General features: G+C 62.7%; 16 protein-coding genes. 7 read left to right on the plus strand and 9 right to left on the minus strand.

Features of this window, described 5'->3' with window-relative positions:
- Positions 1–102: 102 nt before the first annotated feature.
- From LD110_RS10855 to LD110_RS10865, 3 genes are all read right to left on the minus strand, one after another.
- Positions 103–1,479, minus strand: a complete 1,377-nt coding sequence (locus tag LD110_RS10855; protein ID WP_225498815.1) for an MFS transporter — start codon at positions 1,477–1,479, stop codon at positions 103–105.
- Positions 1,480–1,691: 212 nt separating this feature from the next.
- A complete protein-coding gene (locus tag LD110_RS10860) occupies positions 1,692–2,663 on the minus strand; it encodes an aldo/keto reductase (protein ID WP_225498816.1) in 972 nt (323 codons plus the stop codon).
- A 75-nt stretch (positions 2,664–2,738) separates the two neighbouring features.
- On the minus strand, positions 2,739–3,257 hold the full coding sequence (locus LD110_RS10865; protein WP_225498817.1) for a GNAT family N-acetyltransferase: 519 nt from the start codon (positions 3,255–3,257) through the stop codon (positions 2,739–2,741).
- Positions 3,258–3,340: 83 nt separating this feature from the next.
- On the opposite strand from LD110_RS10865, the gene LD110_RS10870 reads away from it, so the two are divergent.
- The 5 genes from LD110_RS10870 (at position 3,341) to LD110_RS10890 (ending at position 8,488) form a co-directional block, all read left to right on the plus strand.
- Positions 3,341–3,613, plus strand: coding sequence for a DUF2277 domain-containing protein (locus LD110_RS10870; RefSeq protein WP_225498818.1), 273 nt, complete (start codon positions 3,341–3,343; stop codon positions 3,611–3,613).
- A 3-nt stretch (positions 3,614–3,616) separates the two neighbouring features.
- Positions 3,617–4,546 (plus strand): LysR family transcriptional regulator, encoded by a 930-nt coding sequence (locus LD110_RS10875; protein WP_225498819.1) that lies wholly within the window; start codon positions 3,617–3,619, stop codon positions 4,544–4,546.
- Positions 4,547–4,680: 134 nt separating this feature from the next.
- Complete coding sequence (locus LD110_RS10880; RefSeq protein WP_225498820.1) at positions 4,681–5,778, plus strand: tartrate dehydrogenase; 1,098 nt, start codon at positions 4,681–4,683, stop codon at positions 5,776–5,778.
- A gap of 150 nt (positions 5,779–5,928) precedes the next feature.
- Positions 5,929–7,314 (plus strand): C4-dicarboxylate transporter DctA, encoded by a 1,386-nt coding sequence (gene dctA / locus LD110_RS10885; protein ID WP_225498821.1) that lies wholly within the window; start codon positions 5,929–5,931, stop codon positions 7,312–7,314.
- A gap of 1 nt (position 7,315) precedes the next feature.
- Positions 7,316–8,488: a glycerate kinase gene (locus tag LD110_RS10890; RefSeq protein WP_225498822.1), complete on the plus strand. Its 1,173-nt coding sequence runs from the start codon at positions 7,316–7,318 to the stop codon at positions 8,486–8,488.
- Here the strand turns inward: LD110_RS10890 and LD110_RS10895 are convergent.
- On the minus strand, positions 8,470–9,612 hold the full coding sequence (locus LD110_RS10895) for an MFS transporter (protein WP_225498823.1): 1,143 nt from the start codon (positions 9,610–9,612) through the stop codon (positions 8,470–8,472). The two genes, LD110_RS10890 and LD110_RS10895, sit on opposite strands and share 19 nt — an antisense overlap.
- A gap of 543 nt (positions 9,613–10,155) precedes the next feature.
- On the opposite strand from LD110_RS10895, the gene LD110_RS10900 reads away from it, so the two are divergent.
- Together LD110_RS10900 and LD110_RS10905 are read left to right on the plus strand one after the other, a co-directional pair.
- Positions 10,156–10,620 carry a phage tail protein gene (locus LD110_RS10900; protein ID WP_225498824.1) on the plus strand — a complete coding sequence of 155 codons (465 nt, stop codon included), beginning with the start codon at positions 10,156–10,158 and terminating at the stop codon, positions 10,618–10,620.
- A 151-nt stretch (positions 10,621–10,771) separates the two neighbouring features.
- On the plus strand, positions 10,772–11,146 hold the full coding sequence (locus LD110_RS10905) for a cupin domain-containing protein (RefSeq protein ID WP_225498825.1): 375 nt from the start codon (positions 10,772–10,774) through the stop codon (positions 11,144–11,146).
- A gap of 7 nt (positions 11,147–11,153) precedes the next feature.
- Here LD110_RS10905 and LD110_RS10910 read toward each other — a convergent pair whose 3' ends face one another.
- The 5 genes from LD110_RS10910 to LD110_RS10930 all read right to left on the minus strand — a co-directional run bounded on the left by LD110_RS10910 (position 11,154) and on the right by LD110_RS10930 (position 16,122).
- Complete coding sequence (locus tag LD110_RS10910) at positions 11,154–13,484, minus strand: heavy metal translocating P-type ATPase (protein ID WP_225498995.1); 2,331 nt, start codon at positions 13,482–13,484, stop codon at positions 11,154–11,156.
- 74 nt (positions 13,485–13,558) lie between these two features.
- Positions 13,559–13,801 carry a heavy-metal-associated domain-containing protein gene (locus LD110_RS10915; protein WP_225498996.1) on the minus strand — a complete coding sequence of 81 codons (243 nt, stop codon included), beginning with the start codon at positions 13,799–13,801 and terminating at the stop codon, positions 13,559–13,561.
- A gap of 133 nt (positions 13,802–13,934) precedes the next feature.
- Positions 13,935–14,306 carry a metal-sensitive transcriptional regulator gene (locus LD110_RS10920; protein ID WP_225498826.1) on the minus strand — a complete coding sequence of 124 codons (372 nt, stop codon included), beginning with the start codon at positions 14,304–14,306 and terminating at the stop codon, positions 13,935–13,937.
- A gap of 82 nt (positions 14,307–14,388) precedes the next feature.
- A complete protein-coding gene (locus LD110_RS10925) occupies positions 14,389–14,664 on the minus strand; it encodes a hypothetical protein (RefSeq protein WP_225498827.1) in 276 nt (91 codons plus the stop codon).
- 441 nt (positions 14,665–15,105) lie between these two features.
- On the minus strand, positions 15,106–16,122 hold the full coding sequence (locus LD110_RS10930) for a magnesium and cobalt transport protein CorA (RefSeq protein WP_225498828.1): 1,017 nt from the start codon (positions 16,120–16,122) through the stop codon (positions 15,106–15,108).
- Positions 16,123–16,434: the final 312 nt, after the last annotated feature.

Raw genomic sequence — 16,434 nt, forward strand, 5'->3', positions numbered from 1 at the left:
CCGGTCGGTTCCGGAAGATCCATTGACTCCAAGCTATCCCGGCCCAAAAGAAGGTGTCGATGGGGAAGGCTCCCCATGCAGGGGTGCCCATCCGTTCCGAAGTTAGCCCCGAGCCTCGCCGCGCAAGGCGACTGCCGCCGTCGCTGCCGTCAGCAGGATAACCGCAGCGATCACCAGCCCCATCCGCATGCCACCGAGGAAGTCGGATCCATGCCCTACAAGGGCGCCAAAGACAGCAACCGCAAGAGCCGCACCTACTTGGCGGGAGGTGTTGAGCGCACCGCTGGCGGTGCCGGCGCGTTCGGCGGGAACGCCGTCGAGGATTAATGCCGTCATGGTCGGAACGCCGATGGCACCTCCAATGGTCACCACGATCATGATGCCCGCGATGACAAGGGGAGAGGCCTCGGCCGCAAGACTCAGGATCACCAGCGCGGTGGCCATGAGCGTCAGCGAAGCAGCGATTGTCTTTTGGGGTCCGAGCCGCACAGCGATCCTTGCTGCCGCCACATTCATGAAAGCCCCTACCACTGTCATGGGCAAGAAGATCAGGCCCGTTTCGACTGCGGACAGGCCCCTGGCTTGTTGGAGGTACAAGCTGATGAGGAACACCATGCCGTAGAACCCAACGGTGAAGGAGAATCCGCCTCCCACTGCGACGGCGACGGATCGTGAGCGGAACAGGTCCAACGGAAGCATGGGATGTTTTCCCCGCGCCTGGATCACGAAAAACAGCGGGAGAGAAATTACCGCGGTAACCAGCGAGGCAATAACCGCCGGGGTGTCGAAGCCCGCCGCCCCGCCCTCGATGATCCCGAAGGTCAGGGTTCCAAGCCCGACGACGGCGGTCGCCTGGCCTGCCCAGTCGAACGGAACCGCGTGGCGCGGCGAATGGGCGGTTCGGGCGAGCAGGACGAGGGCGACCACGCCAACCGGAAGGTTGATCCAGAAGATCGCCCGCCAGGTTGCGAGTGTCAGGAATCCGCCCAGAACGGGTCCGGCAGCGGAGGCCACAGCGGCCCCGACCGCCCAGAATCCGATGGCACGGGCCCGCTCCGCCGCCACAGGGTAAGCCTGGCGGATCAGGGCCAGCGAGGCAGGCATGATCAGCGCCGCACCCGCTCCCTGCACGATCCGCGCCGCGATGAGGTACCCCATGTCCGGAGCGAAGCCACACGCAGCCGACGCCACCACGAACAGAATCAGCCCTACGCCATACGCGCGGCGGGCGCCAAGCCTGTCAACAAGGGCACCGGCCGACAGAAGAAGCGCGGCAAACGCCAGCGTGTAGCCATCCACCACCCACTGGAGCCCCGTGATGTCGCCGCCCAATTCGCGGCCCATGGCTGGCAGGGCCACGTTCACGATCAGCGCGTCGAGGGTGACAACAAAGGCGCCCAGGAAGGACGTAGCCAAGGTGAACGGGAACTTCTTGGACGTTCCGGGAGAGGCATTCTGGGTTGCGGAAGCGGTTGACAAGGAAGTCTCCTGTAGGGCGGAAGCAAGCCTGGCTTGTCGGCTCACTAGTGATGCAGACTTCGAGGCTACGGCTCCCCCGGATGATGAGGGAGGACCTGCTATTACCTGTACCAGCGGCCCCTGCTCCGCCCGGACCGATGATTCCCTGAGCATCAGATGTTGAGCGGCATCGACCGTGCAGGGAACCGTCGAATCGAAGGGGCTAGTCCTTTTTAGTAACCGACCGGCATCCTGGTTGTGTAGGGCTCTTCCAGGGTCATGGCCTCGTCCTCGTTCAACTCGAGTTCAAGGGCCGCAACGGCATCCGGCAGGTGATGCGGCTTGGTCGCGCCCACGATCGGAGCGGACACTACGGGATTTCGCAGTACCCAAGCCAGCGCCACCTGAGCCATCGGCACGCCCCTTTCCTCAGCTACACGCTGAACAGCTTCGGTGATGGGCCTGTCCTGTTCGCCGGAATAGCGGCTCTGGAGAGGATCGGTGTCTGCGCGTTGTGTGTGTTGGTCGTCCCAGGGGCGGGTTAGGCGGCCCTTGGCGAGCGGTGCCCAAGGGATACTGCCTACGCCCTGGTCGGCCAGGAGCGGGAACATCTCACGCTCCTCTTCGCGCTGCATCAGGCTGTATTGGTTCTGCATCGATACGAAGCGCGTCCAGCCGTTCAGGTCTGCGGTGTATTGCATCTTGGCGAATTGCCAAGCCCACATGGAGGATGCACCGATGTAGCGCGCCTTCCCGGCCTTGACCACGTCATGCAGTGCTTCCATCGTCTCCTCAACCGGCGTCTCGGGGTCGAAGCGGTGGATCTGGTAGAGGTCCACGTAGTCCGTGCCGAGGCGGGTCAGTGAGGCATCGATTTGCTCCATGATTGCTTTCCGGGACAAACCGGATCCGCCCGGTCCATCGTGCATCTTGAAGCGGACCTTGGTGGCGAGCACAACGTCCTCGCGGCGGGTGTAAGCCTTGATCGCGCGGCCAACAATCTCCTCCGACGTTCCGTAACTGTAGACGTTGGCCGTATCCCAGAACGTGATGCCTAGTTCTACGGCCTGGCGGAAGATCGGCTCGGCCGCGTCGTCGTCGAGCGCCCATTCGTTGAAGCCGGTGGACGTATCGCCGAAACTCATACAGCCCAGGGCGATCCTGCTGACGCGAAGGCCGGATTCCCCAAGACGGGTGTACTCCATGATGCTGTCCTCTCCATAAGTTGGCGTTTGGCTGCAACGCTACGCGCGTCCCGGAACGGCAGGGAGGACCTGTTACTACCTGTTTGGGCTATACGTCTTGGGGTTATCCACGACCCAGTCATTGACTGTGATCGGGTTCCCCGGCGGATATTCGACAATTTCCGTTCCGAGCAGCCTAAAGCCCGCCTTACGGCACAATGCATTCGATGCCACATTATGAATTTCTGGAAAAGCGTGAATGGGGGCATTTATGCCATTTCGTCGAGCCTCGTCCATGAGCAGCCGGATTGCCGTCGTGGCAACACCTTTGCCCTGATACTCGGGGAATACGCCCCAGCCTGTTTCAAATTGCGGCTGACCTTGCCATTCGCGCGGCCAATAACCGACGCTTCCCGCAGCAATTCCCGAAACTTCGATGACGAACATCCTGGTATTCCCGGAGGCGGCGGAAACGTAGCGTTCTAATCGCTGCTTGAGTTTGGTATCGGGCTCGGGCCCACCAAGGTGTTCGGTCATTTCGGGCGCATTGAGCCGCTTGATGAGGTCCAGATCTTCACGGCGCCACGGGCGCAAGGTGATGTCGACGTCGGACATGTCCCCACCCTAGTCCCGACGGCGGCAGGCGGAGCCCCGCTGCCGCCGTCGACCCGTCCGTCAGCGCGGCGTAGCCTAGCGGTATGTGCCGCAACATCCGAACCCTTCATAACTTCGAGCCCCGGGCCACCAGCGAGGAGGTTGAGGCTGCCGCCTTGCAGTACGTGCGCAAGATCAGCGGCAGCACCAAGCCCTCCAAAGCGAACCAGGACGTTTTCGACGAGGCCGTCCAGGAAATTGCCCACATCACTCAGCACTTGCTGGACCACCTGACCACCCACTCACCGGCGCGGAACCGGGACGAGGAGGCGGCCAAGGCCAGGGCGCGGGCTGCCGTGCGCTTTGGCACTGCATAAGGAATGGACACCCGGAAACTCAAGTACTTCCTGGCGGTAGTGGACCACGGAACCTTCAACAAAGCCGCCGAACACTTGTTGATCGCGCAGCCGTCCCTGTCCCAAACCATCGCGGGGCTGGAGCGGGAGCTGGGTGTGCCGTTGTTCCACCGGATTGGCCGCCGCGCCATCCTTAGCGAGGCTGGGAAGGAACTCGTGGGGCCGGCGCGACTCGTAATGCGGGATCTCGACGCCGCGCAGTCGGCGGTGCAGGCCACGCGGGGTGTCCGGAGCGGCCAGCTGGACATCATCACCATGCCGTCGCCGGGAATCGAGCCGCTGACCTCTATGATTGCGGACTTCACCGTCGCCTATCCCTCGGTCCGACTCAACGTCACGGCGGCGTTTACTCCGGAAGAGGTTATAGAGTCCGTCCGCAGCGGCAGTTCGGAGGTTGGCTTAGCTGGCTCGCCCACTCCGATCCGCGTTCCCGGAGTACAGGTTCTGGAGCTGGAACGGCAACCCCTGATCCTGATCGTCAACCCGCGTGCCGACAGCTTCGGTGCAGGGGATTCCATCCAGCGCGACGATCTGGGCGGTCATCGCTTGGTCGCCAGCCAGCGCGGTTCGCTGATGAGATGGCTTGTGGATGACGCGCTTGCCCATGGTGTGGAGGTTGAGATCGTCGTGGAAGTGGCCCATCGAACGTCGATCCTGCCGCTGGTGCTGGCGGGTGTCGGACACGCGGTGATGCCGTCGTCGTGGGCTCCAACCGCCCACAAGGCCGGGCTACGGACGCTGCTGATCGAACCTGTTTCCTACTTGGACGTGGCTGTGGTGAGCCGGAGAGAAGACCTGACGCCGGCCGCGCGGGCGTTCCTGGACGTGGCTGCGGAGCACGCTGCGCCTCCGGAAAAGCACGACGCCGACGCCAACAAGCCGAAATTTCAATAGGCCCCACCTATCAACCGCATCGGATCTTAGTCTTGGACGCTGCATAGGCCCGGCCCGTCTACTTGAAGAGGAAAGAGAAGTGTGACTCGCCTAACAGGCTCACAGGACTAAACACTCAACGAGGAGACAGGCACATGAGCGCCACTCAAACATTCAGCATCGCGTCCATCCCCGCCGACGGCGTGGGCAAGGAGGTCGTAGCTGCCGGCCGGCGCGTCCTCAACGCCCTGGCTGAGCAGTCCGACGGCAAGTTCGCGTTCCAATGGACCGAGTTCCCCTGGGGCTCCGAGTACTACGCCAAGACCGGCCAGATGATGGACCCCAAGGGCCTTGAAGCGCTCAAGGACTTCGACGCCATCTACTTCGGCGCAGTTGGCTGGGAGAACGTCCCGGACCACGTCAGCCTGTGGGGTCTTCGACTCAACATCACCCAGAATTTCGACCAGTGGGCCAACATCCGTCCGGTGAAGTTCCTCCCCGGCGTCCAGTCGCCGCTGCGCAAGGCGGACAACACCGAACTTGATTGGATTGTGGTGCGCGAAAACAGCGAAGGCGAATACGCGGGCCTCGGCGGACGCAACCTGAGCGGCCGCGGCCCCGGCAATGAGGTTGCCCTCCAGACGGCACTCTTTACCGAGAAGGGCTGCGAACGCATTATGCGCTTCGCCTTCGACCTGGCCCGCACCCGCACTGTCAAGAAGGTCTCAAGCGTCACCAAGTCCAACGCCCAGCAGTACGGCATGGTCCTCTGGGACGAAACCTTCAAGCGCGTCGCCTTGGACTACCCGGATGTGCAGACCGAAAGTGTCCTTGTTGACGCCATGAGCGCCAAGTTCATCCTGCACCCGGAGGACCTGTCCGTTGTGGTCGCGTCCAACCTGAATGCGGACATCCTGTCCGACCTCGGTTCCGCGCTCGCCGGAAGCCTGGGCCTGGCAGCCAGCGCCAACCTGAACCCCGAGCGCCGGTTCCCCAGCATGTTCGAGCCGGTGCACGGCTCCGCGCCTGACATCGCCGGCAAGGGCATCAGCAACCCGATCGGCGCCATCGCCAGCGCGGCCCTGATGCTGGACCACTTTGGCCTGCACGATGAAGCTCGCCGCGTCGAAGCCGCTATCGAGCAGACCACCGGCGCCGGCCACCTGACCCGCGATATCGGCGGCGAAGCAGACACGGATGAGGTCACCGAGGCCATTATCAAGGCGCTCACCCACACGCTCGCCGCCGTCTAGCGCTGCGCCTTAACACCCAGCAAGTGCCCGACGGCGGACGGTCGCCACAGCGAAAGCCGCCAGCCCGTCGTCGGGCACCAATCAGACAGCCGCCACGGCGGCACCCCCTTCAGCCCCTCTCCAGAGACATTCCACAATGAGGTAGGAATCATGGACCACGTCACCACCGGCCAGGCAGGGCCGGCTCCCAAGCAACGCTGGTACAAGCAGCTGTATGTTTGGGTCCTGACTGCCATTCTCATCGGCATCCTCCTTGGCTGGCTCGCCCCAAGCGCTGGCGTGGCCATGGAACCCATCGGCACCACCTTCGTCAACGCCATGAAGATGCTCATCGGCCCAATCGTCTTCCTTACCATCGTTGGCGGCATCGCCAGCGTGGCAGACCTTAAAAAAGTCGGGATGACCGGCCTCAAAGCCCTGACCTACTTCCAGATCGGCACTATCTGTGCCATGGTGTTCGGCCTGGTGGCCATCAACATCTTCCGCCTCGGAGAGGGCGTCAACGCGGACGCCAGCAAAATCAAGACTTCCGAATCGGCGGCCAAGCTGATCGACGCCGGCCAGCACCAGGAGTGGTGGCAGTTCATCACCCACATCATCCCCAACAGCATCGTCTCGCCGTTTGTTGAGGGCGACATCCTCCAGATCATCTTCATTGCGGTGGTCTTCGGCATCGCCCTGAACGCCCTTGGCAGGATCGGTGCACCCGTACTCGACGGCGTGCAGCGGCTCACCGGCGTAATGTTCAAGATCCTGAGCTTTATCATGAAGGCGGCCCCGCTCGGTGCCTTCGGTGCCATGGCCTTCGCTGTGGGCAAGTATGGCGTATCCTCGCTGACCAGCATGGGCGGACTCATTGCACTGTTCTACGTGACGTCCATCCTGTTCGTGGTGGTTGTCCTTGGCTCCGTTATGGCGTTCCTCAAGCTGAACATTTTCAGCATGATTCGGCATCTCAAAGAGGAGTACATGCTGATCCTCGGCACCTCCACCGCCGAACCAGCCCTGCCCGGCCTGATGCGCAAGTTGGAGCACGCGGGCATCAAGAAGGAGACGGTTGGCCTGGTGGTCCCCACTGGCTACAGTTTCAACCTGGACGGCGCCGCGATCTACCTGTCACTGGCCGCGCTCTACATCGCCCAAGCCACCAATACCAACCTCAGCATCCCGCAGCAGCTTGGCCTGCTCGCCGTTATGCTGCTCACGTCCAAGGGGGCAGCCGGGGTGGCCGGCGGTGGGTTCATCGCCCTCACCGCCACTTTGACCACCATCGGCACCATCCCCGCCGCGGGCATCATGCTGATCTTCGGCATCGACAAGTTCATGTCCGAGTGCCGCGCCCTGGTCAACTTCACCGGCAATGCCGTGGCCACGCTCTTCATCGCCTGGTGGGACCGCACGCTGGATGTGGACCGCGCCCGCAGGGTGTTTGCCGGCCAGGCTGTGGAGCCGCTGCCCAGCGGGGATGACTTGTCCCAATACAGCCACCACGCACCCAAGCATGACCGCAGCCCGGCCCTCTCGAAAAGCGTCTGAAATGCACAAACCCGCCCCCAAAATCGTGCGGACCCTGATTGCCCCCGACAAGTTCAAGGGCAGCCTGACCGCCGCCGAGGTAGCGGAAGCGTTGGCCGCGGGACTTCGTTCCGCGGCCTCCGCCGCGCCTGTCCACTGTGAACTGCTCCCTCTGGCCGATGGGGGTGACGGCAGCGTGGATGCGGCCGTCGCCTCAGGATTTAGCCTGCACAGCTGTACAGTGGCCGGACCTACTGGCCAGCCGGTCCAGGCGAGCATAGCGTTCGACGGCGTCACGGCCGTTGTGGAGGTTGCCAACACTTGCGGGCTGGGCCGCTTGCCCGACGGGAGGCTGGAACCGCTCGAGGCGTCCAGTCGGGGCTTCGGCGATGCTGTCCTCTTCGCGCTTGGCCTCCGGCCAGCCCGGATTGTGTTGGCGCTGGGCGGCAGCTCCAGCACTGATGGCGGCATGGGGATGCTCACCGCCTTGGGCTTCAGATTCTCTGACACCGACGGCGCCGAACTCCGGGGCAGCGGAGCCAATCTGCGGCGGATTGCTTCGGTCAGCCGTGAGGCTGTGCCGGTGCTCGATGGCGTAGAGCTGATCGTCGCCAGCGACGTGCACAACCCGCTGCTGGGCCCCCACGGCGCGCCCGCGGTCTTTGCTCCGCAGAAGGGCGCCTCACCGGATCAGGTTTCAGCGCTCGACGCCGGTCTGGCGCACTTTGTTTCCGTTCTCACCGACGCCGGGCTCACTAACGCGGCGGCGCTGGCCCACCATGAGGGCGCCGGCAGTGCTGGCGGCATTGGCTTCGCCAGCCTGCTGCTTGGCGCGAAGCAGGTGTCAGGTGCGGACTATTTCCTTGAGCTGCTGGATTTCGACGCCCGTGCAGAAGAATGCGAGCTGGTCATCACCGGCGAGGGCAGCATCGATGAGCAGACGCTGTCCGGGAAACTGCCAGCCGCCGTGGCCCGCCGCTCCGGCCCCCGGACGGTGATCGCCGTCGTCGGACGCTCCCTGCTCCCGAAGGAGAGGTGGGCGGAACTGCCCGTCTCCCGGGTCTATGCACTGGCCGAGTACACCGAGCTGGACTCATCAAAGGACGCGGCCCTGTCCGCCGAATTGCTGAGGCAGATCGGGCGGGACATTGGGGAGAGGCTGGCCTCTCCAGGAGATCATTTGCTCGTGGGGTAGGCGACCATCAGTCCCGCTGACGCCACCCACACAAGGCCCAGGCCCGCCACCGTGATGGCACCGCTGAGGCCGGTTGCGGAACCTGCCAAAGCGGCTCCCGCGGCTGAAGCCGTGACACGCAGGCCCGCGCCCACCGTGAAGACCTGCGATCGCACGGGCGGCGGGCTGTGGTGGCTCCGAAGGAAGAGCATTGCCGCCGCGCTGGATGCCGTGAAAACGCCGGACAGGCCAATGGCTATTACAGTCCAGAGCTGTCCGACGTCGAGGGCGGCGGCAACCGTAAGCATCCCGGTGCCGAGAAAGCCCACGGTCATCACAATGTGCGGGCGTGTCCGGGCTGGTCTCACTGTTTCCCATAGCGCGCCGAGAAGGCTGCCCACGGCGAATGCCGTGACCAGGAGGGCACCGTCCTGCGGTGAGCCAATTCTTTCGACCGAAAGGGCGACCGCGGCAACGGCAAGGCCGCCTTGGCCGAGCTGGCTCAGTGTTGATGCGGCGGTGACCACGGCCAAAGGGCGATGGCCCAGTAGCTGGCGAAGCCCCGAACTGACCGCCCGCCACACGGACACCCGTTCCGCAGCATGTGTCGGCAGTTTGATGACGGCCGAGCTGACTGCTCCGACGATGGCGGCGGCAGCCAGGACCCAAAGCGCTACTTGGGCCGGGAAGAGGACCACCGTGATGGCCACCAGTGCCGGGCCTGCCACAGCGGACACGTTGTAGGACAGGGCGTCGTAAGCGAAAGCACGGCGTCCGTCCGGGATCGCGTCGGCGACGAAACTTGAAAGCCCGCCCATATAAAAGGGAGAAACTGCCCCTGCTAAGGCCAGCGCCCCGACCACAACGGGAAGCGGCACCTGGCCGAGGAAAGCCGCCACAGCGAGGGCTGCAGCAGTGATTAGCGCAGAAGCAGTAACAAGGATGCCTGGATTACGGGCTCGGTCAAGGGCTACTCCGGCGATGGGTGCCGCGAGCACACTTGGACCCAATGAGACGGCAACGAGCGCTCCGCCCATGCTTACATCGTTCATTTGCTGGACGGCCAGGATCGGGAGCGCCACTGCTGAACCCGCTGTTGACAACCGTGACGGCACCGACGCCGAGAGATATCCGATCCTGCTCATAAGCCGACCCTACTCGAAACGTCAAACGTTTTACGTTTCCTCAGGTGACGAATCCAACTCGAGGGCCCGTCACGACTCGCTAGTTGGCAGAGCTCCGCCGGGTGCGATTCCTCTTTCTGTTTGGTCGTGGATCAACCCGCTCGCAGCGATTTCACGGATAGTTGTGATCCCGCGGGCTGCTGCCTTCTTATTGCAGTAGCGAACGGAGATAACCAAAATAGAGCCGCTATCGTCGAGGAGCCGAACGGAATAGCCGCCACCGGGAGCGTTGAAAAGTTCGAAGCGCCCGGCCATCAGGCAAACCTCCGCCCATGGCGCGGGGCGGTTAGGGAGGAGCTGCTTCGGGGGCTGGAATTCGTGTACCTGCCGACGGCAGGAAAGAGGATGGTCAAGGCGCAGGATCTCTCGGGGTAACTCGAAGCCTGCTGCTTGACCAAAAATCAGCTTACATCAAGTGACTTGAATCACGGAAACACTGAGCAGTTCCGGACGTGTGCGCCCAAATCTGCGACGATGTGCGAGGAATAACTACCAGGAGGGTGCATGCCGTACACCGTAGATTTCGTGAACGTGTCCACCGTTGGCTTGGAATCGTCGCCCGTGGCGGAGGCGCTGGCGGGACTGCGTGCCAACGAGGCGCGCTATTACAAAAACAAGTACGACCACACTTTCACAGTCACGCCCGCAGGTGAGGCGCCGGAGACTCTCGAGTGGGTGAACCGCATTCTCTCCGAGGAGCGCAACCTTGTCATCTCCGCCCGTCCGCTTGAGGTGACTTCCTTCGAGGTGGACGGTATTCGGATGGCATACGTGTTCTACGAGTCCGGCCTGTCAATCAACGTGATGTACGGCATCGAGGACGGAACCAAGCGGGCAGTGGGGTTCAAGCTCTCCGACGGCATGGACGTTCCAGAGGAACTCGCGTCAAGCTTCAAATTCGCACGCCAAAAATCAAAGCTGGCAGGTGTAATCCGCGGCTCGTACTTTGTGATTAAAGGCCAATACTGAGGGCGGTCCTGGATGCCTAGAGCATGATTTATGGGACAGCTGGACGCACCACTTAATAACGCACCCGCGCTTATTGACTTGCCCTCCCTACGGGAGCACTCTGGTAGCGCCGGTTGCCGATTCCAGGCAAGGAACGATTGAGGGGGACATTATGGCCTCGGTAAGTGTCAAGGCTCTCGAATCGAAGTCATTTGATGAGCCCGATGAAAAGCGTCGTCCACCCAAGACCCAGATTGATGTGGTCACCATCAGTGACACCACCGTGGGTAGGTTTACCTTCGAGCCCGGTTGGCGCTGGTCCGAGACGGTGAAGACCGTTGTCCATACGGACAGCTGCCAGGTTAATCACCTTGGATTCTGCACCGCCGGTGTACTAATGGTGCAGATGGATGATGGGACGCGGGCAACGATAACGCCTGGCAACGCCTATGCCATTCCCGCAGGTCATGATGCCTGGGTGGAAGGCGACGAGGCTTTTGTAGCCTACGAAGTCATGAGCGCCGCCACCTTCGCCAAACCAGACTGAAAAATCCCTACTTTCCAAACCGCCGCAACCGCAGCGAATTCGTCACCACCAACACCGAACTGGCAGCCATCGCGGCGCCCGCAATCATCGGGTTGAGCAGCCCCAACGCGGCCACAGGGATGCCCACTGCGTTATAGAAGAATGCCCAGAACAAATTGGTCTTGATGGTGGCGAGGGTCTTTCGGGACAGCTCGATCGCGTGGACCAGTTGCCCCAGATCGTTGCCCATCACCGTCAGGTCCGAAGCCTCGATCGCCACGTCCGTCCCCGACCCCATAGCAATTCCCAGGTCAGCCTGCGCCAAGGCCGCAGCGTCATTGACCCCATCGCCGGCCATCGCGACAATTGCGCCGCGCTCCTGAAGGCTCCTGACGGCGCCGACCTTTCCTGCAGGCAGGACGCCGGCTAGCACGTCGTCGGGAGCGATTCCGACGTCGGCAGCCACCCGGGCGGCAACGGCCGCGTTGTCGCCGGTCAGCAGCATCGGCCGGATGCCAAGCTCCTTGAGGCGCCGAATTGCCGCTGCGGAGCCGGGCTTCACGGTATCCCGCAGGGACACGATGCCAACAACGGCACCGTCCGCGGCCACCCACACGGCGGTTGCCCCGCCGTTTTCTTCGGCCGCGAACTGTTCGGCCTGGGCCTCACTAGGCGAGATGCCGTTCTCCAGCAGCCAACCGGTCCGCCCCACCAGGATTTCGCGCGAGGAGCCGTCCAGCACCACAGTTCCGTGCACTCCGCCGCCGGGCGCTGAACTAAAGCCGACGACGGCGGGCAGCGTCCCGCCGTCGGACGCCCCCACCCGGACGGGGAGGGAGGCCTTCGCGGCGGCCGCGATCGCGTGTGCGATGGGATGCTCGGAAGCCGACTCGACAGCGCCCGCCAGTAGCAGGACCTCGTCCTCAGGCACACCATCGGCGGCCAGCACGCGGTCCACGGCCAGTTTGCCCGTGGTCACCGTGCCCGTCTTGTCGAGCAGGATGGTGTCCACCGTGCGCGTGTCCTCGAGGACCTGAGGCCCTTTAATAAGGATGCCCAACTGGGCCCCCCGCCCCGTTCCGGTCAGCAAACCCACCGGAGTGGCAAGGCCCAGGGCACACGGGCAAGCGATCACCAGAACCGCGACGGCGGCAGTGAAGGAGGCACCAAGGTCGCCGCTGAGGGCCAGCCACAGAGCAAACGTCACCACGGCGATCACCAGGACCACCGGCACGAACACTGCGCTGATTCGGTCGGCAAGGCGGGCGATCGGGGCTTTGCCGGTTTGCGCTTCGCTGACCAGTCGTCCCATCTGGGCAAGAGTCGTTTCGGAGCCGACTCGCGTTGCCCTAACCAGCAGTCGGCCGGAAGTGTTGATGGTGGCGCCCGTGACGGGGCTGCCCGGCCCGACCTCCACCGGCACCGATTCACCGGTTACCAAGGAGGCGTCGACGGCGGACGCGCCTTCGGTCACCACGCCGTCCGTCGCGATTTTCTCGCCAGGCCGGACCACGAAGACGTCGCCCACATCGAGTTGGTCGGCGGGGATCTTGTATTCAACGCCGTCACGCAGGACCGTAGCGTCCTTGGCCCCCAGGCTCAGCAGGGATTTGAGGGCGTCGCCGGCTTTGGCCTTGGCGTTCGCCTCGAGATACCGGCCCAGCAGCAGGAACGTAGTCACAACAGAGGCGACCTCAAAGTACAGCCCGCCGCCAGCGGACATCTCCATGCCCGGATGTTCGGTCATGCTCGGATCCGCGAACAACTGCCACGCAGAGTAAAGGTAGGCCGCGATCACACCCAGGGAAACAAGCGTGTCCATTGTGGAGGCGACGTGCCGGGCGTTGATTGCTGCAGCCCTGTGAAATGGCCAGGCCGCCCAACTCACAACGGGCAAAGCCAAGACGGCCGCGGCCCAGCCCCAATTGGGGAATTGGGCAGCTGGGATCATCGAGATCACAAAGACCGGCAGCGTCAGGATCGCCGCCAGCCACAGGCGGGGCCTAAGTTGTCGCGCGGCGGGGCCGTGCGACATGTGGTCAGTGCGTTCGGCATGTTCCGCGTCACCGTGTTCGCCATGTTCTGCTGCGGTGACGGGCCCGCCCGAGTGAGCGTCGACGTCGGGCGTGTGAGTATGCCCAGGGTGAGCGCTATCAGTGTGGTGGGTATGGTGGGTCGGCGCCTCCCGAATGGTGGCTTTGTACCCGGAGGCGTTCACCGTATCCACGATTTGCTGGTCAGAAATGGCTTCCGGGACCAGGACGTGGGCGGACTCGAGGGGGAGGTTGACTGTGGCTTCCACGCCCTCGAGCTTTCCCAGCTTTCGCTCCACGCGATTCACGCAGGAGGCGCAGGTCATGCCTTCGATGTCTAGCTCGATGAAGCGGGTGCCCGGACTGTGAGTGGTTATGTGGTCGCCCACTCGAGGGCCTCCTAAGCTTCGTTGGCTACTACCAGGTAGCCCGCCTCTGCCACAGCTTCGCCGATCTCCGAGGCCGAGAGCTTCTGGGTGGACGTGATCGTGACGGTTGAAATGCCGCCCGAGTTCAAATCGACATCCACGTTTTCCACGCCATCAAGTGCCTCGAGCTCCTCGCTGACGGAGGAAACGCAGTGCCCGCAGGTCATTCCGGAAACGCTGACGTTGGTGGTGATGGTGGCGGTGTTCTGGCCCATAACGTGCTCCTTGGTGGCGAGTTTGTTGGTTTGGGTGAGTCCCAGCGCCTTCTCTCTTGTGGTGAGTCGGATGGGTTGTGGTGACATCGCTTGCTCCCTGGTGATGAGTTGGATGGTGTGGTGGCCGGCGGAGTTACCGCAGCAGTCGCCCGATGGCATCCGTGGCCTCCTTGACCTTCGCGTCAATTGCGTCAGCGCGCACGGAAGCGTCGGGCTCAGCTGCTGCGCCAACGACGCAGTGACCGATGTGCTCTTCGACCAGTCCCAAACTCACAGCGTGCAGTGCCTTATTGACTGCGGCCACCTGCGTGAGGATGTCGATGCAGTATTTGTCGTCCTCCACCATGCGCGCAATCCCACGCACCTGGCCTTCAATCCGCTTGAGGCGGCGCAGGTAGGCGTCCTTATTGGAGGTGTAGCCATGATTTACAGCTTGGTGCTGTCCCGCCTCATCAGGGGCCGACGGCGCGGCGTCCAGGAGGAGGGCGTCTTCCGTGTTGCTCATGGGACACAACTTTATACCCCCTAGGGGTATCTCGCAAGATACCCCTAGGGGGTATAAATCACACGATGGGTCTGTGGTGGTGTCAGTAGTCCCTGAGGCCCGCGCGGCGCTCAGCCGACGTCGGACGGTCCAGAACAGCCGCCACTTGCTCGTAGGTGGCAGTATGCCCAAAGACGTGACCGCAGTGGCTGCAGGTGTACGTGACCTCTACCAGGACTGATTGCGGGTGCCTGTGCGGCTCCGCCGAAAGGACTTGGAGGTGCCTGTCCGTGCGGCACGTGGAGCACCAGAGGTACCTGCCCGCGGACTCGGGCGTGGCATGGGATGAAGAGGAGTGCGGTTGAGCGACTGTCGGCATTGACTCGTTCCTTGTAGGGAGCGGGGCACTCATGGTCTATGGCAACCTACCTCCGGTCCCGGTGGCGGCCCTCCTGGCCCCAACTACGGAAGGGCGCGTCGCGGGACGGAGTCTGTTGTATCGCACGGAGAAGACGGCAACCTCGCAGAAATCTCCGCAGCCAGCCAGGCCACCCCTGGCATTTGGGGCGGCGACAAGGCCAGCGCCCGCCGACAACAGCGCGCGGGACGAAAACCCAGCCCGGTAATGAGACTTCCGGTCTCAATCCGTATAGAAACAATGGCTGGGCCTTGGCGTTATGTCAAGATCCAATAACGATGCTGGCGTGCATCATTGGTTGTACAGGCCTGAGTGGGTGCCTTTCAGGACGTTGAGTGAGTGGTTCCGGCGGCGCTCAATGGGTGTTGGCCGGCGCGCTTGTCGGCGGGCTTGCCGGCGCGTCTAGATCCATTTGTTGTGCTTGAAGGTGGCATACAGTCCGATCCCCATTGCGACCATAAGTCCAATCGCCATGGGGTATCCGAACACCCAATCCAACTCAGGCATCGTGTGGAAGTTCATGCCATAGATCGTGCCCACCAAGGTTGGCGCGAAGAGAATGGCGGCCCACGACGAAATCCGTTTTGTTTGTTCGTTTTGCGCGATGCTGGATTCGGTCAGGAGGCGCATTTCCTCGTTCTGGCGTTGCGCCACAAGGGCTGCGTTGACCGCCAAGGCATTCTGCAGCAGGGCACGGAAGGATGAAATGCGGTCGCTGAGCCGGAGCGTATGGTCCAGCACGTCGCGGAAATGATCCTGGAGATCGGGATCTGGGCGATGGTCCGGCGAGCCGCTCATCAGTTCCTGAAGCATGGCGGTCAGAGGGCCAGTGGCGCGCTGGAAGGTGATGACCTGCCGTGAAAGTTCGTAAATACGCTTGGAAACGCCGGGGTCACCGCTAAACAGGTCGTCTTCGATCTCGTCGATGTCGTTCTCCAAGCCCGCAGCCACGGGCTCGTACTCGTCAACCACCTGGTCCAGGATTGCATAGAGCACCGCCTCAGGTCCCAGGGCCAGGAATTCCGGTTGCGACTCCATCCTGTGCCGCACACGGGCCAGGTTCGGCGATTCGGCATGGCGCACAGTGACCACAAAATCCGGTCCGGCAAAGACATGGATTTCGCCGAATTCGACCTTTTCGACGTCATCCAAATACCGGGCCGGGCGCAACACCAGGAATTGCGTGTCTCCGTAGTGTTCCAGTTTGGCGCGCTGATGCCCGGTAAGCGCATCTTCCACGGCCAGTGGGCTCAGGTCGAATTCATCGGCGACCGAACGGAGTTCCTTGTCATCTGGGCGATAAAGGCCAATCCAAGCCATCCCCTGCCGCTGACGGAGGACAAAATATGTTTCGTCCAGGCTCTCCGGATCCCGAGTCCTGTGGCCATTCACATAGACCGCGTTGTCCACGATGCTCACACGCGCACCTCCCTAAATCGCCATCATAAGGGCGCGAGCTGGGTGCAAACCCGATACGGAGGTGCTCATGAAATTTGAAGTGGCAGCGGCTGGTTGCGTGTTGGTTCTGGCCGGCTTAAACCAAGAGCTCCGGAGTGCGTTATTGGGGGATACGCACTCCGGAGCGGTCTTGGGGCAGGTGCTCTCAGCTCCTGCACTAAACAGCTTAGACGGCCCTCAGGGCCTTGGCCACAACCTCGAATAACTACTTTCGCTTTAGTTTTAGGACCTGCGAAGAACCGGTTTCCGCAGGTCAGAGCGGGGTTCTCGGAT

This window comes from Arthrobacter sp. M4 (genome assembly GCF_020251205.1).
In the GTDB taxonomy this organism is placed as follows: domain Bacteria; phylum Actinomycetota; class Actinomycetes; order Actinomycetales; family Micrococcaceae; genus Arthrobacter.